Below are 17860 nucleotides of genomic sequence, written 5' to 3' on the forward strand. Positions count from 1 at the left end.
AATGCAAACTGAACTCACCCCCGAGGACGAGAGCAAGGACGAATTCTTCGAACGGCTTGCCAACCTGTCGGAAGAAATGGTGGCCAAGCACGGCAAGGATTTCAGTATGGGCGCATTGGTGCTTGCCGCCCGCTGGATTGCCGAAAATCGCGTCGGCCAGTTGAAGACCAACTAAACTCACGACCAATCAATTGCGCTCGAAAGCCATAGCTCGGAAGGAGCTTTCAGGCGGATTCGCCGTACAGGTTTGCGCAGAGCTGGCTGTGCATGCCCATTCCGGCGCCGCAGCAGGGCGGGCGGCGCTATCGGCCCAACGGCTGCCTTGATAGGGAAATCAGTTCTGTCTCGTCGGTCACGCCGGCCATGTAATTGGCAATAATCCGAGACGCGAGCGCCTCGCGCTGACCAGTCGATTGACCTTCAACCTTGAGCTGTTCGAACGCTCGAGCCAGCAGAGCCAACTCGGACGGATCGAAAATGCCAGCTTCCTCAGCTTTTCGACGGATCGCCATGGCATCCCTCAAAGACGATCGATTGTCTTTGCAACGTTTGCCGCGACATTGCGTTCCGGGAGGTGGTTCAAGACGAGCCTGGGCGGCGTGCGCTTGCTGGCCCTCTGCAGCTGACGCCAGTGGCCGCTTGCCGGCCTTAGTTATGAGCGCACCACCAGAGGCACAAGACCCTCATGGCGGTGGTCGAGATAACACACAACACGGTCGCCAATGCGTTCGAAGATGAGATCGACTTTCGCCTCGCCAATGGCCAGGTGGCGGATAACAATATTGTCGATGCCGATAGGCAGCCGCGGGCGTTCCACAGTGATCTCGCGTTTCCAGCCGTCAACCCGAATGCCCAGGCAAGCCTGCAGCATCATGAAAGCGGAGCCAGCCGACCAGGCTTGCGGCAGGCAGGCGACCGGGTAGGCCACCGGTGAATCGCTGGCCGCACGTGTAAAGCCGCAGAACAGCTCCGGCAGCCGCATGTTGAAACGGACCGCCGCCTCAAACATACCGCTCATCAGCTTCACGACGCTGTCTCGTTCGTGATAGCGGGCGAGCCCGGAGGCGCAGAGCGCGGTGTCGTGTGGCCAGATCGAGCCATTATGATATGACATCGGGTTGAATGGGATCTCGTCGTCGGCCAGTGTGCGAACGCCCCAGCCACTATGAAGATGAGCAGAGAGCAACTGGCTGGCAAGTGCCTGCGCCCGTTCCGCCGACGGCAGCCCGACATAAAGCAGGTGACCGGCGTTGGACGTGCGGACCGCGCATTGCTTGCCTTCTCCGTCGATCGCCAAAGCATAGAAATCGCGATCCGGCATCCAGAAATGCGTCTCGACCGCCTTACGGATCCTCTCTGCCAGGACGCTCCAGTGCGCCGCCTTGGCGTCGTCGCCGCGCCTGGCGGCCAGCGCCGCCATCCCTAGATACGCAGCGAAGGCATAACCTTGCACCTCGACCAATGCGATCGGCCCTCTGGGGATGGTGCCGTCGGCATGGAATACGGCATCGGAACTGTCCTTCCAGCCTTGGTTGAACAGACCCGTGTCGGCCGCCCTGTTGTAGGTCACAAAACCTTCGCCGTTGCGGGCTCCGACTTCTTCCATCCAGGCAGTGGCAGCGCCCAGCGAGTCCCACATACGGTCGACGAACGCCTCGTCCCCGGTGCGTTCAGCGTAGGATGAAGCCAGATAGACATAGAGTGGCGTGGTGTCGACGCCGCCATAGTAGCGGCCGAACGGCAACTCGCGCAGCACCGCCATTTCGCCCTTGCGGGTTTCATGCATGATCTTGCCAGGTTCGGCATCGTCGAACACAGAGGTCTCGGTCGACTGATAGTGGGCCAGGAAGGCCAGCACCCCACGAGCAAGGTCCGGATTGAGCCAGAGCATCTGCAAGGCGGAAATCACGCCATCGCGGCCGAAAGCCGTCGAAAACCAGGGGATGCCGGCGTAGGGGTATGGCCCGGTCTCCAGATCGGTCGTCAGCAGCGCGATGTCGGCGCGCGTGCGTGTCAGCCAGTCGTTGAACACGCGGCCGGAGCTGAACACGGTGGCGCCCTGCCGGCGCTTTGAGCGCATGGCAAAGCGGGCTCGCGCAGCGGCGGCGCGAAAGCGGTCGCTGGAGGGGGTCTCTTCGCTGTGGCCCACCTCCAGGTACAATGCTCTGCTGTCACGCCTTGCCACGACAATGAGGAAATCGGCGTGATCGGGGTGCACCTGATCTGGCTTGATCGAGAATGCGATGACCGATTGACGCGCCACATTGTCGAGACCTTCATATCGGAACGTTACGCTCGCCTCGCCGACCAGCGCGTCATGGGCGCGACCGCGGCGGCTACGCGTAGTGCCGCGCACCTCGAACATGTCACGGAAATCGGCGTCGAAGTCGAGCCGGACCGGCAGAACCACCTCGCGCGCGGAGTAGTTAGTGAACTTGATGCGTTCGAACATGCGGTCCTGCCAGATGAACCGCGTCCGATCGACGTGGACGACCCCCGGCAAGGCTTCGCTGCCATTCGGCCCGATAGTGGCCAAATTGGTGAGATTGGCGGTGAACAGGATGTTGTCCTGTGAAAGCGAGGCGCCGAGCAGCGACGGCATCCGGCCGCCGATGAACAGGCGGAAGCGCGACAAAACACGCGTGTCATCACGGAAAAGCCCGTCGCCGGTGCCGCGTATGTCGCCGTAGCTGTCTGCGACGACGAAGCAATCCTCGTGTTTTAACGCAAATTGCCGATGCGGCTCGCGCGGCGCCGTTTCGTCGATTGCCGGGAGCGCCACGGCAGGATCAATCTTGCGGTCTTCGAGTTGAGTGGTCATGGTCAACCCCTCCCGTCCAGAAGCGACCAAGGCGGCTCAGGCGCTGATCGAACAGCCGAGCCGTCGCCTTGCTCGGTCAGGTAGACATAGTCATCATTGCGGCATTTTTAGCGCGCTCGTTTTGAGAGCCAAGTGCTTTCGTTATGTCCTCCGAGAGCGAGCCATAGATCGCCACGTAGTCGCGGCACATGCGCTCGACCGTGAATCGCTCTTCAAAAGTCCGTCGCACCTTTGCACGATCGAGGCCGTTTATCCGCCGTACCGCATCCACAGCTGCGTCCAGCGTGTCGACGATCAACCCGGAAACACAATCGTCGATGACCTCCGGAACGGCACCGCGCCTGAACGCTATCACAGGCGTGCCACAGGCCATCGCCTCGATCGTTACGAGTCCGAAGGGTTCCGGCCAGTCGATGGGGAACAAAAGCGCTGCCGCATTGCCCAAAAAGTCTGCTTTTCGCCGTTCGTCGATCTCGCCGATGAATTCCACGTTCGAATTTCGAAGCACCTGGGGTTCGACCGTCTCCTTCCAGTAGGATTGGTCTACCTTGTCGATCTTGGCGGCGATCTTCAGCGGCATTCCGCTACGCGCAGCGATCTCAATGGCCGTTTCCGGCCCCTTTTCCGGAGAGATGCGGCCGAGGAATGCGAGATAGCCGGAGGCTTTCGGGCGAAACGGCAGAAGATCGCGAGGCAGACCGTGATACACCGTTCCGGCCCAACGGACAGGCGGCATGGGCCAGCGTTGATCGTAAGAAATCGAAACCAGCGGAATGTCATCAAACATCGAATAAAGCTGAGCCAGGTCGGGGAGGTCGAGCCGTCCATGGAGCGTCGTAACGGTTCGCTCGGCAAAGTCCCGGACTACCGGGAAGTGGAAAATATCGATGTGAAAATGCAGCACGTCGAATTCATCGGCCCGCCTGCGCACCTGTTCAAGCATCATCACGTGGTGGGGAATGTCGTGCCGGACCCTGGGATTCAGGCGCAGTGCAATATCGCAACACGGGACCAATTCGGCAGAGGTGCGTGAATCACCGCTGGCGAACAACGTCACGTCATGCCCCTGTCGAACAAGCTCCTCAGTCAGATATGAAACTATCCGCTCGGTCCCGCCATAGGTCCGCGGCGGCACGGCTTCGGTAAGGGGGGCGATCTGGGCAATTTTCATCTGCAGCACTTCTCGAAAGCGAAGGTCATCCTTCAAAAAGCTCCGACGGCAATCCCCTTCCTCGCGTTCATTGCAGTGCGGTCCTCCCGGGCCAACTCTCGAAGGGTCGATATGTTCCCGGCGGGAACAATCGCCACGTCAGGCGAGTTCAACTAGGGACCAAAGGAGAACCAGAATGGCTACGAAGCTTCAGGACACAAAAGCCGTCAAGGGATCGAGCAGCGAGCACGGCGGCAACCGCGCTGGCAATCAGGACAAGAAGGACAAGCCGCAAAAGAGCAGCCAGGCTGCCGGCAAGGACCCAAGGCGCGGCAAGGACTAACCGACGCCCTGCCCCGGCGGCGGACAATAATGGCTGCGACCATCGAGAGGAGTGACACATGGCAAAGACCAACTTGTCTGCGAAAACCAACCAGCCTGTATCGGGAAAGAGGGCAAGCGGCAGCGACAAGGCCAAGCAACCGGCCAAGGGCGGGGCGCAGGCCAGGAACGCCCAGGAATGGGGCGGCGGATCGAAAGCGTCGAAAGACAAGACCACCCGGGCAGACCGGGAAAACCCCAACTCGAGCCAGCGCAGCTGAGCTTTTCGCATTCATCCAATCAGTCGGCCCAATCAGTCGGGCGGAATTTCGAACGGCTCGGCTGGATGGGTTCGGATTGGGATAGGTTCGGATTACGGCACGTCACGCCTGTCGTTTGCGCCGCTTCGACATTGCAATTCGAAAATGATCGAAGGCTGCGTGCCACAGCGCCGGCAATTGCGGCCTTGACGCGATGTGCATTAGGTCGTTTGTTGCGGGCGGAAGTGCCACGGGAGGAAACTATGGAAGTCACCCTGGGGGCGGATGGCCTCGCAGCGCGGTTCCACGTTTTCACGCCGATGACCGGCGAGGGCTGCCGCGCATGAATTCCGGGGCGATCCTCGAAGCGGCGGGATTGACTAAGGAATTTGGGGGCTTTGTCGCCGTCAACAATGTCGACCTGACGGTGGAGCGAGGATCGATCCACGCGCTGATCGGCCCCAACGGCGCAGGCAAGACGACCCTCTTCAACTTGCTGACCAAATTCCTCCAGCCGACGCGCGGCGCGATCCGCTACCAGGGCCGCGACATCACCAGGATGCAGCCGGCCGACATCGCGCGGCTGGGCCTTGTGCGCTCCTTTCAGATATCGGCGGTGTTTCCGCACATGACGGCACTCGAGAATGTCCGCATCGCGCTGCAGCGCCGGCGCGGCGACAGTTTCGATTTCTGGCGCTCCGAAACAGTGCTCTCCAGGTTCAACAGCGAGGGTGCGGCGCTTCTCGCCGATGTCGGCCTGACCGCGTTTTCAGACATCCGCGCCAGCGATCTGTCCTACGGCCGCAAGCGCGCGCTTGAAATCGCGACGACGCTGGCGCTGAACCCTGAAATGCTGCTTCTCGATGAGCCCATGGCCGGCATGGCGCAGGAAGACATCGAGCGCATCTCGGCGCTGATCCGGCGCATCGCCAAGAACCGCACCATTTTGATGGTTGAGCACAATCTGTCGGTCGTCGCCTCGCTGTCGAACCGCATCACCGTGCTCGCGCGCGGCAAAGTCCTCGCCGAAGGCGACTATGCTGCGGTTTCCAAGGATCCGCGCGTCATCGAAGCCTATATCGGGGCCGGACATGCCTGAAGTTGAACTTGCAAGCAGGCCGGCTGCTGGTCCCTCGACGAGACCCCTGCTTCGCGTCGATAACCTGCAGGGCTGGTACGGCGAGAGCCATGTGCTTCACGGCGTGAGTTTCGAGGTTGGCGAAGGCGAAGTGGTGACGCTGCTCGGCCGCAATGGCGCCGGCAAGACGACGACGTTGAAGGCGATCATGGGAATTCTCTCCAGGCGCTCGGGCTCGGTCACCTACGAGGGTCGGGAGACGATCAAGCTGCCGTCGCGGTTGATCGCACAGATGGGCATCGCCTACTGCCCCGAGGAGCGGGCGATCTTTTCCAGCCTCTCTGTCGAGGAGAATTTGATGCTGCCGCCGCAGGTGCGCCCTGGTGGGCTCACCGTCGAGCAGATTTTCGAGCTCTTCCCGAACCTGAAGGAACGGCTTTCGAGCCAGGGCACAAAACTATCGGGCGGCGAACAGCAGATGCTCGCCATCGGCCGAATCCTGCGGACGGGCGCCAAGCTCTTGCTGCTCGATGAGCCGACCGAAGGGCTTGCGCCGGTCATCGTGCAGCAGATCGGCCGCACCATTGCCCGGCTCAAGGACGAGGGATTCACGATCGTGCTCGTCGAACAGAATTTTCATTTCGCCGCGTTGGTCGCGGACCGTCATTACGTGGTGGAACAGGGGCGCGTGATCGACACCATCCCCAACCGCGAACTCGACGCCAATATCGATAAGCTGCACGCCTATCTCGGTGTCTAGACAATCATCAACGGCGCGTTGCGCCGCAATTGGAGGGAAATAGCGATGAGAAAAATGGGATTTGTCCTGGCTTCGACGGCGAGCCTGCTGATGGCCGGCGCGGCCTACGCCACAGATGTCAAGATCGGCGTTCTGAATGACCGTTCCGGCATCTATGCAGACATCGCTGGCGAAGGCTCGGTCATCGCGGCCCAGATGGCGGTCGAAGACTTCAAGGCGACGGACAAGGGCATCAATGTGTCGATCGTCTCCGCCGACCACCAGAACAAGCCGGACGTCGGCTCGAACATCGCCCGCCAGTGGTACGACACCGAAAATGTCGATGTAATCGCCGATGTGCCAACCTCCTCGGTGGCGCTCGCCGTCAACGAGATCACCAAGGAGAAAAACAAGATCTTCCTCGCCTCGGGTCCGGCCTCGTCCGACCTCACCGGCAAAGCCTGTTCGCCCAACACCGTCCACTGGACCTACGACACCTGGGCGCTTGCCAACGGCACAGGCTCGGCCATGGTCGCACAGGGCGGCGACAGCTGGTTCTTCGTTACAGCCGACTACGCCTTCGGCCACGCGCTCGAGCGCGATACGACGGCGGTCGTCGAAGCATCGGGCGGCAAGGTTCTCGGCGCCGTCCGTCATCCTTTCCCCGGCCAGGATTTTTCGTCCTTCCTGCTGCAGGCGCAAGGGTCGGGCGCCAAGGTCGTCGGCCTCGCCAATGCCGGCGGCGACACGATCAACGCCGTCAAGCAGGCGTCGGAATTTGGCATCACCCAGGGTGGCCAGGCGCTCGCCGCCCTGCTGATGTTCATCAATGACGTGCATGCGCTTGGCCTCGAAGTGGCGCAAGGCCTCGTGCTCACCAGCGCGTTCTACTGGGACAAGAACGATCAAACGCGGGAGTTCTCTGCCCGTTTCCAGGAGCGGAATGCCGGACAAAAGCCTTCGATGATCGAGGCCGGAGTCTACGCTTCTGTCCTGCATTATCTTAAGGCCGTCGAGGCCGTCGGCGACAAGGATGCGGCCAAGGTGATGGCCAAAATGAAGGAAATGCCGACCGAGGATCCGCTGTTCGGCAAGGGCACCATCCGCGCCGACGGGCGCAAGCTGCACGACATGTATCTGTTCCGCGTCAAGAAGCCGGACCAATCGAAGGCTCCATGGGACTATTTCGAGACGGTGGCCACCATTCCGGCCGACAAGGCGTTCCGCCCGCTCGCCGAAGGCGGCTGTTCGCTCGTCAAGTAAGCGAGCCTCGCCAACGATGCGCCGAACAGCTCGGCGCGTTGTTTTGTCGATAAGTCAGCTGGAGCGACCATGTTCGAACTGCTTGGAATTCCGCCTCAGGTCCTGTTCGGGCAATTGCTGCTCGGGCTGATCAATGGCTCCTTCTATGCGGTTCTGAGCCTCGGGCTGGCGGTCATCTTCGGTCTCCTGAACATCATCAATTTCACGCATGGCGCCCAGTACATGCTGGGCGCCTTCGGCGCCTGGATGCTGCTCAACTATCTCGGCGTCGGTTACTGGTGGGCTGTGTTCATCGTTCCGCCGATCGTCGGCGTCACTGGCATCGTGCTCGAGCGCGTCCTGATCCGACGGCTCTATCACCTCGACCATCTCTACGGGCTGCTTCTCACTTTCGGCCTGGCGCTGATCATCGTCGGCTTCTTCCGCCAGTTTTTCGGCGTATCCGGCCTGCCGTACCCGCCGCCGCCGCTTCTGAACGGCGGGTACAATCTCGGCTTCATGTACCTGCCCAATTCGCGCGCCTGGGTGATCGTGGCTTCCCTCATGGTGTGCCTCGCGACCTGGTTCATCATCGAAAAGACCCGGCTTGGCGCCTATCTCAGGGCTGCGACCGAGAACCCGACCATGGTCGGCGCGTTCGGCATCAACGTGCCGCTGCTGGTCACGCTCACCTATGGCTTTGGCGTCGCGCTCGCGGGTTTCGCCGGCGTGCTCGCCGCGCCGATATATGCAGTCAACCCGAACATGGGGGCAGACCTGATCATTGTCGTCTTCGCCGTCGTCGTCATCGGCGGCATGGGCTCGATCCTCGGCTCGATCCTCACCGGCTTCGGGCTTGGGCTGATCGAGGGTTTGACCCGCGTGTTCTATCCGGAAGGCTCGGCCGTGGTGATCTTTGTCATCATGGCGCTCGTGCTGCTGGTCAAGCCCGCGGGCCTGTTTGGACGGAGTCTGTGATGACAACCGACACCAACCCGATCGCCATGGCGGCCATAACCTCCGTCGGCGCCGCGGGCATGCCTCGTCATCATCTTGCGATCTTCGCCGCGCTCTTCGTCTTCCTCATCGCCGCGCCATTTCTGCTCTATCCGATCTTTGTCATGAAGGTGCTGTGCTTCGCGCTGTTTGCCTGCGCCTTCAACCTGTTGCTCGGCTTTGGCGGTCTCCTGTCCTTCGGCCACGCAGCCTACTTCGGCATGGCGAGCTACGTCTCGGCCCATGCGGCAAAGGTGTGGGGCCTGACGCCTGAACTTGCCATTATCGCGGGCACGCTGGTGGCAGCCGTGCTCGGTCTCGCCATCGGCTCCCTCGCCATTCGCCGCCACGGCATCTATTTCGCCATGGTGACGCTGGCTTTTGCGCAGATGATCTATTTCTTCTCACTGCAGGCGGCGTTTACCGGCGGCGAGGACGGCATCCAGGCCGTGCCGCGCGGCCATCTGTTCGGCCTGATCGACCTGCGTTCGAGCGAAGTTCTCTATTTCTTCGTGCTCGCCATCTTCTTCGCCGGCATATTGCTGATCTATCGGATCATCCATTCGCCGTTTGGCCAGGTATTGAAGGCGATCCGCGAGAACGAGCCGCGCGCGATCTCGCTGGGCTATCGGGTCAACCGCTACAAGCTCGCCGTATTCGTGCTGTCGGCCACGCTCGCCGGCGTCGCCGGCGCAACCAAGGCCATCGTGTTCCAGTTGGCGTCGCTTACCGACGTCTACTGGACGATGTCCGGCGAAGTCGTGCTGATGACGCTGTTGGGCGGCATGGGCACGGTGTTCGGACCGATCGTCGGCGCGGCAGTCATCGTCACGATGCAGAACTACCTCGCCACATTCGGCGACTGGGTCACGATCGGCCAAGGCATCATCTTCGTTGTCGCGGTGCTGTCGTTCCGGGAAGGCATCGTTGGGGTCCTGGCAAAATGGATGCGAAAACCGCTCTGACCGGGTCGTGAAACCTAAATTTCGGATGATCCTGATCCACGGTCGACCAAGTGGGGCCGCAGCGACACGGCACACAGCGTGGTCAGCATCCTCAACTAGGCAGATTTCTCATCGGATGCGACAACCAGCAGTTCGAACGTCACGCAGACGGGGTTAGCGTCGCGGCGAAGGCGACCTGCTGATATCACACCGTCCATGCCGACCAGCGCGATGTCGAGCGTGCAACGACCGGAGCGCACGGCGCCGTCCGTGACAAGAACTTCCGTCGCATAGGAGGAGACCGCCGAGCCGTCGTCGAAATCCGCGCCGACCAGGCTGCCGATGCCCTGGATCCAGGCGTGGTCAAAGCCGTGCCGTCGGCAAAGGGCTTCGATCGCCTGGCCGATATCCTCGTTGGGCCTTACCGTGCAGATGGCGGCGCGGCGGCCGCGGCGCTCACCCAGGAGCGGAGCCCTGATCGGCGCGAAAAGGCGAAAATTCGTCTCGGCGTCGTCGCGCACGTCGAACAGCGCGCCCTCGATACCCCAGGCGGTGACCTCAACCGGCTCCGCCAAGCGCGAGTCGAGCGGCAGGAGATGGCCCATGCGGCGCACGCCGTCGGGGGTGCGCCAGATGCCATGGCAATGAAAAAATGCCCGCTCGTCGCGCCGGCCGGCGACGAGGCCCGCATCCTCGATGACCGTTATGCCTTCCGGTGCTGATATATCGCTGTACCACGCGGCGTGCGTGCCATCTGGAGAGGCGGCGGGGACGACGTAGCGCATTGGGTCAACCCGCGCGTTGCGCAGGCGGATATATCCGCTGCTGAATCCGGCGACCGCGAGGGCCTGCGCCACGGCGTCATTGATCGAGCTGCCGGCTTCAAGCCGCAGCGTCAGCGGCTCTGCGGCGCAGGGCATCGCTGCGAAACGTTCCGATGCGATCGGACCGGGATGGCGGATGCTGCGCATCGGAGCCATCTCAAGCGACAAGGCCGGCATGGATGAAGCCGCCATCGACGGCGAGAATCTGGCCGTTGATGTAGCTGGCCTCGTCTGAAATCAGGAAAGCCACCGCTCCCGCGATCTCGCGCGGCGTGCCGTAGCGGCGCTGCGGCACGCGCTCCAACCACTGCCGACGAACATCCTCGGTGTGGACAGCCTGCGTCAACGGCGTTTGGATCGGCCCGGGTGCGACGGCGTTGACGCGGATGCCATCGACGCCGAGCTCATTGGCCATGACGAGCGTGAGCAGATTCTGACCGCCCTTCGATGCGCCGTAGGCGCTGCGGCCCTTGTTGCCGCAAAGACCAGAAACAGAGGTGATATTGACAATCGCCCCCGGCAGCTCCCGTTCAAGCCAGTAGCGCGCCGCAGCCCGCGAGACAATGAACGTTCCGGTGAGGTTCACGTCGACAATCCGGCGGAAATCCTCGACGCTGGTCTCGACCGACGGCCGGTCCATCGCTATGCCGGCGCAGTTCACGACCGCGGCGATGCTGTGCGCGGCGGTGATCCGGCCGATGGCCTCGTCGACAGCCGCTTCGTCGACGACGTTGCAGACGATGCCGCGTTGCTCGCTGAGGCCGAGATCCGTGCAGGCCGAACCCAGCGCTGGCGCGGCGAGGTCGAGGAGGAAGACCTCGAAGCCGCGCTCGGTCAGCAGGCGCGCCGTCTCAAGGCCGATGCCCGATGCGCCGCCGGTGATCGCCACGGCGCGGCTTTGGTGGCTGCTGTTCATCGCCTGCTCCTCATGCCGAGAGCTTCGGCTCGGACGGTCCCAACTCGCCGCGGCGCTCCAGCTCTTCGCGAATCAACTTCTTGGCGATCTTGCCATAGGCCGATTTGGGCATCGTCTCCCACCACACGAAGCGCTTGGGCATCTTGTAGCGGGCGAGCTTGCCTTCCAGCCAGCGCTCAATCGCGATCGTTTCGCGCACAACGCCGGCGCGGGCGACGCAAACCGCGACGCCGACCTCGCCCCAGACGGGATCGGGAATGCCGAGAACGGCGGCTTCGCTGATGTCGGGATGGAGCAGGATCTTCTCCTCGATCTCGCGCGGAAAGATGTTGGAGCCGCCGGAGATATACATGTCGGACGAGCGGCCGGTGATGTAGACGAAGCCGTCCTCGGACATGTGGCCCAGATCGCCGGTGCGGAACCAGCCGTTGCGGAACGCTGCGGCGTTGGCTTGCGGGTTGTCGTAATAGCCGGCGAAGACTGCAGGCCCGATCACGCAGATTTCGCCGGTTTCGCCCGGCGAGACGGCATTGCCGGCGTCGTCCTGGATCTCGACCTGCATGGCTGTGCGCTCGAAACCGCAGGTTCCGATGCGCGCTTGCGGGCCATCCTCGACGGAATGATAGGAAGGAGGCTGCACAGTGATATTGCCCGTGACTTCCCCCAGGCCAAAATACTGGACCAGAACCGGCCCGAGCTTCTCGAGCGCCCGCTTCTGGTCGGCGCGGTACATCGGCGCACCGGCATAGATGACATAGCGCAACGAGGAATGGTCGAACCGGTCGACGCTGTCGTCCTCGACCAGCATCTTGAGGATGGTCGGCACGGTGAAGGCGTTGGTCACCCGCCATTCTTCGACCAGCGCCCAGACCGTCGGCACGTCGAGCTTGTCGGTTGGCAGCAGGATAGACTTGGCGCCGTGCGCCACCTGCACGAGTTGATGAATGCCGGCCCCATGCGACAGCGGCGCCACCACGATCGAGGCGTCGTCGCGCGTCGTGGCGGGCATCAGGTCGCACAAATGATTGGTGATGACAAAGCCCATCTGGCCATGCGTGAGCACGGCGGCCTTTGGCCGGCCGGTCGTGCCGGAGGTGAAGAAGAACCAGCAGGGATCGTCGCGATCGACGGCGACGCTGGCAACGGTCCGGCCGGCAAAACGGGCGGCGACGGCGTCGTAGTCATCGCCGAATTCGGCCGCGCCGATCGACAGGACGAAGTCGATCCCGGGGGCTGTTTCCCGGCAGGCAGCAGCATGAGCCGGGAAGCCCGCGCCGCAGATCAGGCCACGCGCGCCGCTCGCCTTGGCGAGGTAGGCGACTTCGTCCGGCGACTGGCGGTAGTTCGCCGGCACCCAGACGGCCCCGAGCCGGAAGCAGGCGAACATAGATTCGAACATCTGATTGCAATTGGCCGACTGGACGAGGATTCGATCGCCCTTTGTCACGCCGAACGCGTCGCGGAGTGCAGCGGCCATCGCGTTGACGCGCGCTTCCATCTCGCGCCATGTCCACTGCCGCTCGCGCCAGACGAAGCCAATATCGTGCGGATTGCGGCGTGCCGCCTGGGTCAAAAAATGCGAGAGGTTCATGACGCGCGTGGAGGAAGGCGTCACGCCGCCTGCAGCCATGGTCATGACTTCGCGCGCTCCAGCGACGACACGTAGACGAAGATGGCGGCGACGTCGCAGGGCTCGACACCGGCATGAGCAAGCGTGGACGCCGCTGCCGTCGCCATCAACTGCCCGGTGTTTTCCAATTCCGACTTTCCTAACGCGGAATGCGCCCGTCCGTCGGTGTGAGCCTCCGTCATTGTGACAACCTCCTGGTGCGCGGCTTTAAAGTGGGGTGCTCGCGCATATGCGCGCGCGAGGCGAACATCTGGGCAAGCCGTTCCTCGACGCGCTTTGCCTCCAGCATGAGATATCCGACGAGTTCGATTTGTCTTGCCGGCTGCATCCGGCTGTCGATCGCCGCGATCGACAGTGCGCCGACTGGCCGTGCGTCCGCGCTGCGGAGCACAACCCCGACGCCCCAGGAATTGGCGACGATGCGGCCGGGATTGAGCGAATAGCCGTTGGCGCGCGTCGTTTCGACGTCGCGCCGGATCTGCTCGACCGGCAGCATTGGGTAGTCGGATTTGAGCACCGCGCCGTTGGCGGCCAGCACCGCTTCCACTTCCTCGTCGGGGAGTGCGGCGAGCATGGCGAGCGAGCCGGCGCCGACGCCCAGTGGATGCTCGAATCCGGCCTGCAGCGCGTGGGTCCTGACCGGGTAGGTCCCCTCTTCGCGATAGAGGCAGACTGAGTATGTATCGCGGCGAACCGAGAGGAAGCTGGCATCCTCGGTCTTCTTCGAAAGGCGCAGCAGACTTTCCATCGAGACCTGAAGCAGGCCGAAACGTCGCGAGGCGAGGCTGCCCAGCACGTAAGCCTCCTCGCCGAGATAATAGCGCCGCGTCGTCTCGTCCTGCTCGATCATTCCCGCGCGCATCAGCGCCAGCAGCAGGCGGCGCGTTGTCGGCTTGTTGAGCCCACTTTCCTCGACGATATCGGAGAGCGAAACACCGCGGTCGGCGTGCCGGCCGACCATCGAAAGAAGGCTGAGCGCCCGGTCGACGCTCTGCGAGCCGGTCTGATCGCGTTCTGGGGGCGGCGCGATGTCCATGGTCAGCGGAGCTCGCAGACGGCGCAGCTTTGGCCGCCATCGACAGGCAGGCAAACGCCGGTGACGAAGCGCGCCTCCTCGGAGGCAAGAAACACGGCCGCCGCAGCGACGTCCCACGCTGTTCCCATCCTGCCCATCGGCACCATGGCGTTGCGGGCGGCCACCATCTCGTCAGCCGAGCCGTATTGGCTGGAAATCTGCTGATAGATCATCGGCGTGTCGATCAGGCCCGGCATGATGCAGTTGGCGCGAATACCTTGCCGGGCATATTGCATGGCCAGCGCCACGGTGGCCTGGTTCACCGCGGCCTTGGCCGCATAATAGGCGAAATAAGGATAACCGACGTAGCGTATCGCGGCGAGTGACGAGATATTGACGATCGCACCGCCGCCGGCCTTGAGCATATGCGGCAACACCGCCTTGGCGGTGCGGTAGACCGGTCCGATATTGAGATCGAGGGCGGCCTGGAACGCGTCCTCATCGAGTTCAACGGGACCACCCATATGGGTCACGCCGACATTGTTGTGCAGGATGTCAATGGCGCCGAACGCCTCCATTGCTGCCGCTGCTGCCAGTTCGACTGAGGCCAGATTGGTCACGTCGGCCGACAACGCGATCGCCTGGTTGCCTTCGTCGCGGATGATCGCCGCGGTTTCAGCGGCGGCCGCCGCAGCGAGATCGACGCAGGCGACGCGCGCGCCTTCGCGCGCGAAGGCGACCGCGGCTGCCTTGCCGTTGCCCCAGCCCGGTCCGGACGACCCGGCGCCAAAGACGATTGCGGATTTTCCCCTGAGCCGGTCGACCACCATGGAATTCCTTACAAAAATCGCGGCTGTTATCGGGCGGTTGAGCCACATGCCCTGCCCGCCCGGGAACTGCCCTGCGCTCAGGTCAGGCTGGCGCCAACAGCTTTTTCCAGGATGGCCCAGGCTTCGTCGCCGTACTTGCCCTTCCACTCGGAGTAGAAGCCGGCGTCCTTCAGCGTCTGCCGGAACGGGGCCGCATCCGGATGGTTGATCTTCATGCCCTTGGCGGCGAGCTCCTGCTCAAGCGTGGCATTGAGCTTGGCGACGTCCTCGCGCTCCTTCACGCCGGCCTCGTTGAGGTTCCTGGCGACGATCTCGCGCATGTCCTGCGGCATCGCCTCCCAGGCCCGCTTGTTGGCGAGGAACCAGAAGCCGTCCCACATGTGGTTGGTGACCGAGCAGAACTGCTGCACCTCGTAGAGCTTGGCCGTGGAGATGATGGCGAGTGGGTTTTCCTGCCCGTCGACAATCTTCGTCTGCAGCGCCGAATACACTTCGGCGAAGTTGATGCTGGCCGGCGCCGACTTGAAGGCGGTGAACATCGAGGTCCAGAGCGGGCTGACCGGGACGCGAATCTTGAAGCTTTCTAGGTTCGCGGGCGTCTCGATCGGGCCGACGGAACTGGTGATCTGGCGAAAGCCGTTGTCCCAGATCTTTTCCATGACGATCAGGTTCGATTTCTCGATCTCGCCGCGCACATATTTTCCGAGGTCGCCATCCATCGCCGCCCACACCGCGTCGTAGTCCGAGAAGGCAAAGCCGATGCCGCTGATCGAGGCATTGGCGACGAGCGTGGAAAGGATCAGCGGCGACAGCGTGAAGAATTCGACGCCGCCCGAGCGAACCTGGCTCAGCATGTCGGTGTCGGCGCCGAGCTGGTTGCTGGGGAATATCTGGATGGCGACGCGGCCGCCGGTCTCCTCGCGGATTTTCTCGACGGCTTCCTGCGCGCGCAGGTTCATCGGGTGGGTGAGCGGCAGGTTGTTGGCGTATTTGTAGTTGAACTCCGCCGCCTGCGCCCCGGCGTAGCGGATGGTGCTCACGAGCGGGATGGATGCGGCTGCGCCTATCATCAAGCTGCGGCGGGTGATGGTCATCGTGTTTCCTCCTGGTTGAATCCGAGTGGTTAGAGATAGGCTACCGACAGCGCCGGGACGGCGGCGATCAGCAACAGGCCGGCAAGCAACGCACCGAGGTAGGGCCAGATGGCGCTCATAGCCTCGTCGGGCGAGACGTCGCCGATCTTGCAGGCGATGTAGAAGCCGATGCCGATAGGCGGCGCCATGAGTCCGATGTTCATCGCCGTCACGACGACCATCGAATAGTGCACGTCGTTGATACCCAGCCGAGCGGCGATCGGAAACATGATCGGCGCCATCAGAACGATCGCTGGCAGACCTTCAAGGACGCAGCCGAGAACCATGAAGACGGCGATGGTGACGAGCATGAAGGAGAACCAGCCTCCCGGCAGGTCGGTCATGTAGATGGCCAGTTGGTTGGCGAAGCCGGTTTGCGTCAGCGCCCAGGCCATTGCCGAGGCGGTGCCGAGAATGAGCAGGATAGCGCCGGACAGCGCCGCCGTCTCGACCAGCATGGCGTAGAATTTCTTCGCGCCGATGCCGCCATAAAACAACGCGCCGATGACCAGCGCATAGAGCACGGCGATTGTGGAAACCTCGGTGGCGGTGGCGACGCCGCCGCCGACGGCGCCGCGGATCAGGAAGGGAAGCACCAGTGCGGGGGCGGAGACGAGCAGCGTCTTCCAGACGAGCGAGAACGGAGCGCGATGTACGCCTTCCATGCCTTCGCCCGAAGCCTTCCAGCGCGCGAGCACCGCAAGGACGAGCAACAGAACCACGGCGATGACGAAGCCGCTGGTGAAAAGCGCGGCGATCGAAACGCCGGCGACTGAGCCGAGCACAATCAGCACGATCGATGGCGGCACCGTATCGGCCATCGCAGCGCCGGTTGCGAGCAACGCGATCATCTCCTTGGGCTTGTGGCCGCGCCGCTTCATTTCGGGGAAAAGTGCCGGAGCGACAGTCGCCATGTCGGAAACCTTCGAACCGGAAATGCCCGAGACGAGGAACATCGAGCCCAGCAGCACGTAAGACATGCCGGCCTTCACATGGCCGAGCAGCGACGCCATGAATTCGACGATCGCCTTGCCCATGCCTGTCGCGTCGAGCACACAGCCGAGCAGGACGAAGATCGGCACCGACAGCAGGATGAGGCTCGACATCCCCTCGTCGATGCGGCCGACAAGCACGATCATCGGCACGTGCGTGCTGAAGGCGATGAAGGCGATCGTGCCGACGCCGAAACAGAAAGCGATCGGCACGCCGAGCAGAAGGCAGACCGCCACCACACCGACGAGAAAGATGACGATGTTGGCGTAGCCAAGCGTGAGGAACAATGGCGAAAGCAGCCAGCCGACCACGGCCAGTGCGGCAATCACTGCGACAGCGGCGGCCAGGTTGGCGAGCGTCGCTGCGCGGATCGCGTGGCCCACGGCGATAACCGACATCAATGCCAGCCCGGCGACAATTGCCGAGGCGCGGAAGCTCATCGGAATGTTGAGCGCCGCCGAGGTGACGTACCACTCTTCCTGTACATACTGGCTTGCCGGCACGATCAGCGCGAGCAGCACCGTCGCCACCACGAGCAAAGCGAGGGCGTTGACGAAATTGCGGCCGCGCTCGGGGATCAGGTTGAGGAAGATGGTAAGACGCAGATGCTCGTTGCGGTCGATGGCGATCGCCGAGCCGAGCATGGCGAGCCAGAGAAAGGAGATGGAGGCGGCCTCATCGATCCAGACGATCGGCAGCGATAGCACGTAGCGCGAGATGACGCCGGCGAGCAGCAGACCGATGACGAAGACGAGCAGGATCGAGGCCACCGCCTCGACCGGCCACATCAGCCGCGACCCTGGCCGCGCATCCAGCACCTCGGCCGGCGTATCGACGATCATCGTGTTGTTGCTGGCGGCTGCCATGCTTCAAGCTCCTCCGCTCGGACCAGGCAACAACGCCTGCTCACGCCGAAATCGGGAACGAAGCGATCTCCTCCCGCTCGTTCCAGATCTTCGCACTTAGGT

At 62.8% G+C, this 17860-nt stretch carries 19 protein-coding genes; 8 read left to right on the plus strand and 11 right to left on the minus strand.

Going from position 1 to position 17860, the window contains the following annotated elements:
- Position 1 precedes the first annotated feature (1 nt).
- Positions 2-175, plus strand: a complete 174-nt coding sequence (locus AC0L15_RS03360) for a hypothetical protein (protein ID WP_287244816.1) — start codon at positions 2-4, stop codon at positions 173-175.
- Positions 176-302: 127 nt separating this feature from the next.
- Here the strand turns inward: AC0L15_RS03360 and AC0L15_RS03365 are convergent, their stop codons facing one another.
- The 3 genes from AC0L15_RS03365 to AC0L15_RS03375 all read right to left on the minus strand — a co-directional run bounded on the left by AC0L15_RS03365 (position 303) and on the right by AC0L15_RS03375 (position 3992).
- Positions 303-512, minus strand: coding sequence for a hypothetical protein (locus tag AC0L15_RS03365; RefSeq protein ID WP_287244817.1), 210 nt, complete (start codon positions 510-512; stop codon positions 303-305).
- A 140-nt stretch (positions 513-652) separates the two neighbouring features.
- Positions 653-2821, minus strand: coding sequence for an amylo-alpha-1,6-glucosidase (locus AC0L15_RS03370; protein WP_287244820.1), 2169 nt, complete (start codon positions 2819-2821; stop codon positions 653-655).
- 76 nt (positions 2822-2897) lie between these two features.
- A complete protein-coding gene (locus AC0L15_RS03375) occupies positions 2898-3992 on the minus strand; it encodes a glycosyltransferase family 4 protein (protein ID WP_287245631.1) in 1095 nt (364 codons plus the stop codon).
- 175 nt (positions 3993-4167) lie between these two features.
- Here AC0L15_RS03375 and AC0L15_RS03380 point away from each other — a divergent pair, with 175 nt between their 5' ends.
- The 7 genes from AC0L15_RS03380 to AC0L15_RS03410 all read left to right on the plus strand — a co-directional run bounded on the left by AC0L15_RS03380 (position 4168) and on the right by AC0L15_RS03410 (position 9572).
- Positions 4168-4314, plus strand: a complete 147-nt coding sequence (locus AC0L15_RS03380) for a hypothetical protein (RefSeq protein ID WP_023799660.1) — start codon at positions 4168-4170, stop codon at positions 4312-4314.
- A 58-nt stretch (positions 4315-4372) separates the two neighbouring features.
- Positions 4373-4573 (plus strand): hypothetical protein, encoded by a 201-nt coding sequence (locus AC0L15_RS03385; protein WP_287244823.1) that lies wholly within the window; start codon positions 4373-4375, stop codon positions 4571-4573.
- Positions 4574-4895: 322 nt separating this feature from the next.
- Entirely contained in the window at positions 4896-5651 is a 756-nt protein-coding gene (locus AC0L15_RS03390) for an ABC transporter ATP-binding protein (RefSeq protein ID WP_287061335.1), read from the plus strand.
- Positions 5644-6390: an ABC transporter ATP-binding protein gene (locus AC0L15_RS03395; RefSeq protein WP_287244826.1), complete on the plus strand. Its 747-nt coding sequence runs from the start codon at positions 5644-5646 to the stop codon at positions 6388-6390. The genes AC0L15_RS03390 and AC0L15_RS03395 overlap by 8 nt, the downstream gene beginning before the upstream one ends.
- Positions 6391-6444: 54 nt before the next feature.
- Positions 6445-7632: an ABC transporter substrate-binding protein gene (locus AC0L15_RS03400; RefSeq protein WP_413468402.1), complete on the plus strand. Its 1188-nt coding sequence runs from the start codon at positions 6445-6447 to the stop codon at positions 7630-7632.
- 69 nt (positions 7633-7701) lie between these two features.
- The gene (locus AC0L15_RS03405; RefSeq protein ID WP_473495895.1) at positions 7702-8589 is read left to right on the plus strand and encodes a branched-chain amino acid ABC transporter permease; all 888 of its coding nucleotides are present in this window, start codon (positions 7702-7704) and stop codon (positions 8587-8589) included.
- The gene (locus AC0L15_RS03410; protein WP_473495896.1) at positions 8589-9572 is read left to right on the plus strand and encodes a branched-chain amino acid ABC transporter permease; all 984 of its coding nucleotides are present in this window, start codon (positions 8589-8591) and stop codon (positions 9570-9572) included. Before AC0L15_RS03405 ends, AC0L15_RS03410 begins: the two co-directional genes overlap by 1 nt.
- Positions 9573-9667: 95 nt before the next feature.
- Here the strand turns inward: AC0L15_RS03410 and AC0L15_RS03415 are convergent, their stop codons facing one another.
- The 8 genes from AC0L15_RS03415 to AC0L15_RS03450 form a co-directional block, all read right to left on the minus strand.
- Positions 9668-10522 (minus strand): PCC domain-containing protein, encoded by an 855-nt coding sequence (locus tag AC0L15_RS03415; RefSeq protein ID WP_473495897.1) that lies wholly within the window; start codon positions 10520-10522, stop codon positions 9668-9670.
- 10 nt (positions 10523-10532) lie between these two features.
- The gene (locus AC0L15_RS03420) at positions 10533-11291 is read right to left on the minus strand and encodes an SDR family NAD(P)-dependent oxidoreductase (RefSeq protein ID WP_287244832.1); all 759 of its coding nucleotides are present in this window, start codon (positions 11289-11291) and stop codon (positions 10533-10535) included.
- A 10-nt stretch (positions 11292-11301) separates the two neighbouring features.
- Positions 11302-12927: an acyl-CoA synthetase gene (locus AC0L15_RS03425; RefSeq protein ID WP_287244835.1), complete on the minus strand. Its 1626-nt coding sequence runs from the start codon at positions 12925-12927 to the stop codon at positions 11302-11304.
- Positions 12924-13103: a hypothetical protein gene (locus AC0L15_RS03430; RefSeq protein WP_128167876.1), complete on the minus strand. Its 180-nt coding sequence runs from the start codon at positions 13101-13103 to the stop codon at positions 12924-12926. The genes AC0L15_RS03425 and AC0L15_RS03430 overlap by 4 nt, the downstream gene beginning before the upstream one ends.
- Complete coding sequence (locus AC0L15_RS03435) at positions 13100-13951, minus strand: IclR family transcriptional regulator (protein WP_287245633.1); 852 nt, start codon at positions 13949-13951, stop codon at positions 13100-13102. The genes AC0L15_RS03430 and AC0L15_RS03435 overlap by 4 nt, the downstream gene beginning before the upstream one ends.
- 8 nt (positions 13952-13959) lie before the next feature.
- The gene (locus tag AC0L15_RS03440) at positions 13960-14763 is read right to left on the minus strand and encodes an SDR family NAD(P)-dependent oxidoreductase (RefSeq protein WP_287245635.1); all 804 of its coding nucleotides are present in this window, start codon (positions 14761-14763) and stop codon (positions 13960-13962) included.
- 80 nt (positions 14764-14843) lie between these two features.
- Positions 14844-15860, minus strand: coding sequence for a TRAP transporter substrate-binding protein (locus AC0L15_RS03445; protein ID WP_287244838.1), 1017 nt, complete (start codon positions 15858-15860; stop codon positions 14844-14846).
- Positions 15861-15889: 29 nt separating this feature from the next.
- Complete coding sequence (locus tag AC0L15_RS03450; RefSeq protein WP_473495928.1) at positions 15890-17734, minus strand: TRAP transporter large permease; 1845 nt, start codon at positions 17732-17734, stop codon at positions 15890-15892.
- Positions 17735-17860 lie beyond the last annotated feature (126 nt).

The organism is Mesorhizobium sp. WSM4846, from assembly GCF_055811415.1.

What these genes read in the sequence shown, in the direction of transcription:
- AC0L15_RS03360 (WP_287244816.1), top strand. Translation starts at nt 2, where the DNA reads ATGCAAACTGAACTCACCCCCGAGGACGAGAGCAAGGACGAATTCTTC.
- AC0L15_RS03365 (WP_287244817.1), bottom strand. Translation starts at nt 512, where the DNA reads ATGGCGATCCGTCGAAAAGCTGAGGAAGCTGGCATTTTCGATCCGTCC.
- AC0L15_RS03370 (WP_287244820.1), bottom strand. Translation starts at nt 2,821, where the DNA reads ATGACCACTCAACTCGAAGACCGCAAGATTGATCCTGCCGTGGCGCTC.
- AC0L15_RS03375 (WP_287245631.1), bottom strand. Translation starts at nt 3,992, where the DNA reads ATGAAAATTGCCCAGATCGCCCCCCTTACCGAAGCCGTGCCGCCGCGG.
- AC0L15_RS03380 (WP_023799660.1), top strand. Translation starts at nt 4,168, where the DNA reads ATGGCTACGAAGCTTCAGGACACAAAAGCCGTCAAGGGATCGAGCAGC.
- AC0L15_RS03385 (WP_287244823.1), top strand. Translation starts at nt 4,373, where the DNA reads ATGGCAAAGACCAACTTGTCTGCGAAAACCAACCAGCCTGTATCGGGA.
- AC0L15_RS03390 (WP_287061335.1), top strand. Translation starts at nt 4,896, where the DNA reads ATGAATTCCGGGGCGATCCTCGAAGCGGCGGGATTGACTAAGGAATTT.
- AC0L15_RS03395 (WP_287244826.1), top strand. Translation starts at nt 5,644, where the DNA reads ATGCCTGAAGTTGAACTTGCAAGCAGGCCGGCTGCTGGTCCCTCGACG.
- AC0L15_RS03400 (WP_413468402.1), top strand. Translation starts at nt 6,445, where the DNA reads ATGGGATTTGTCCTGGCTTCGACGGCGAGCCTGCTGATGGCCGGCGCG.
- AC0L15_RS03405 (WP_473495895.1), top strand. Translation starts at nt 7,702, where the DNA reads ATGTTCGAACTGCTTGGAATTCCGCCTCAGGTCCTGTTCGGGCAATTG.
- AC0L15_RS03410 (WP_473495896.1), top strand. Translation starts at nt 8,589, where the DNA reads ATGACAACCGACACCAACCCGATCGCCATGGCGGCCATAACCTCCGTC.
- AC0L15_RS03415 (WP_473495897.1), bottom strand. Translation starts at nt 10,522, where the DNA reads ATGCGCAGCATCCGCCATCCCGGTCCGATCGCATCGGAACGTTTCGCA.
- AC0L15_RS03420 (WP_287244832.1), bottom strand. Translation starts at nt 11,291, where the DNA reads ATGAACAGCAGCCACCAAAGCCGCGCCGTGGCGATCACCGGCGGCGCA.
- AC0L15_RS03425 (WP_287244835.1), bottom strand. Translation starts at nt 12,927, where the DNA reads ATGACCATGGCTGCAGGCGGCGTGACGCCTTCCTCCACGCGCGTCATG.
- AC0L15_RS03430 (WP_128167876.1), bottom strand. Translation starts at nt 13,103, where the DNA reads ATGACGGAGGCTCACACCGACGGACGGGCGCATTCCGCGTTAGGAAAG.
- AC0L15_RS03445 (WP_287244838.1), bottom strand. Translation starts at nt 15,860, where the DNA reads ATGACCATCACCCGCCGCAGCTTGATGATAGGCGCAGCCGCATCCATC.
- AC0L15_RS03450 (WP_473495928.1), bottom strand. Translation starts at nt 17,734, where the DNA reads ATGATCGTCGATACGCCGGCCGAGGTGCTGGATGCGCGGCCAGGGTCG.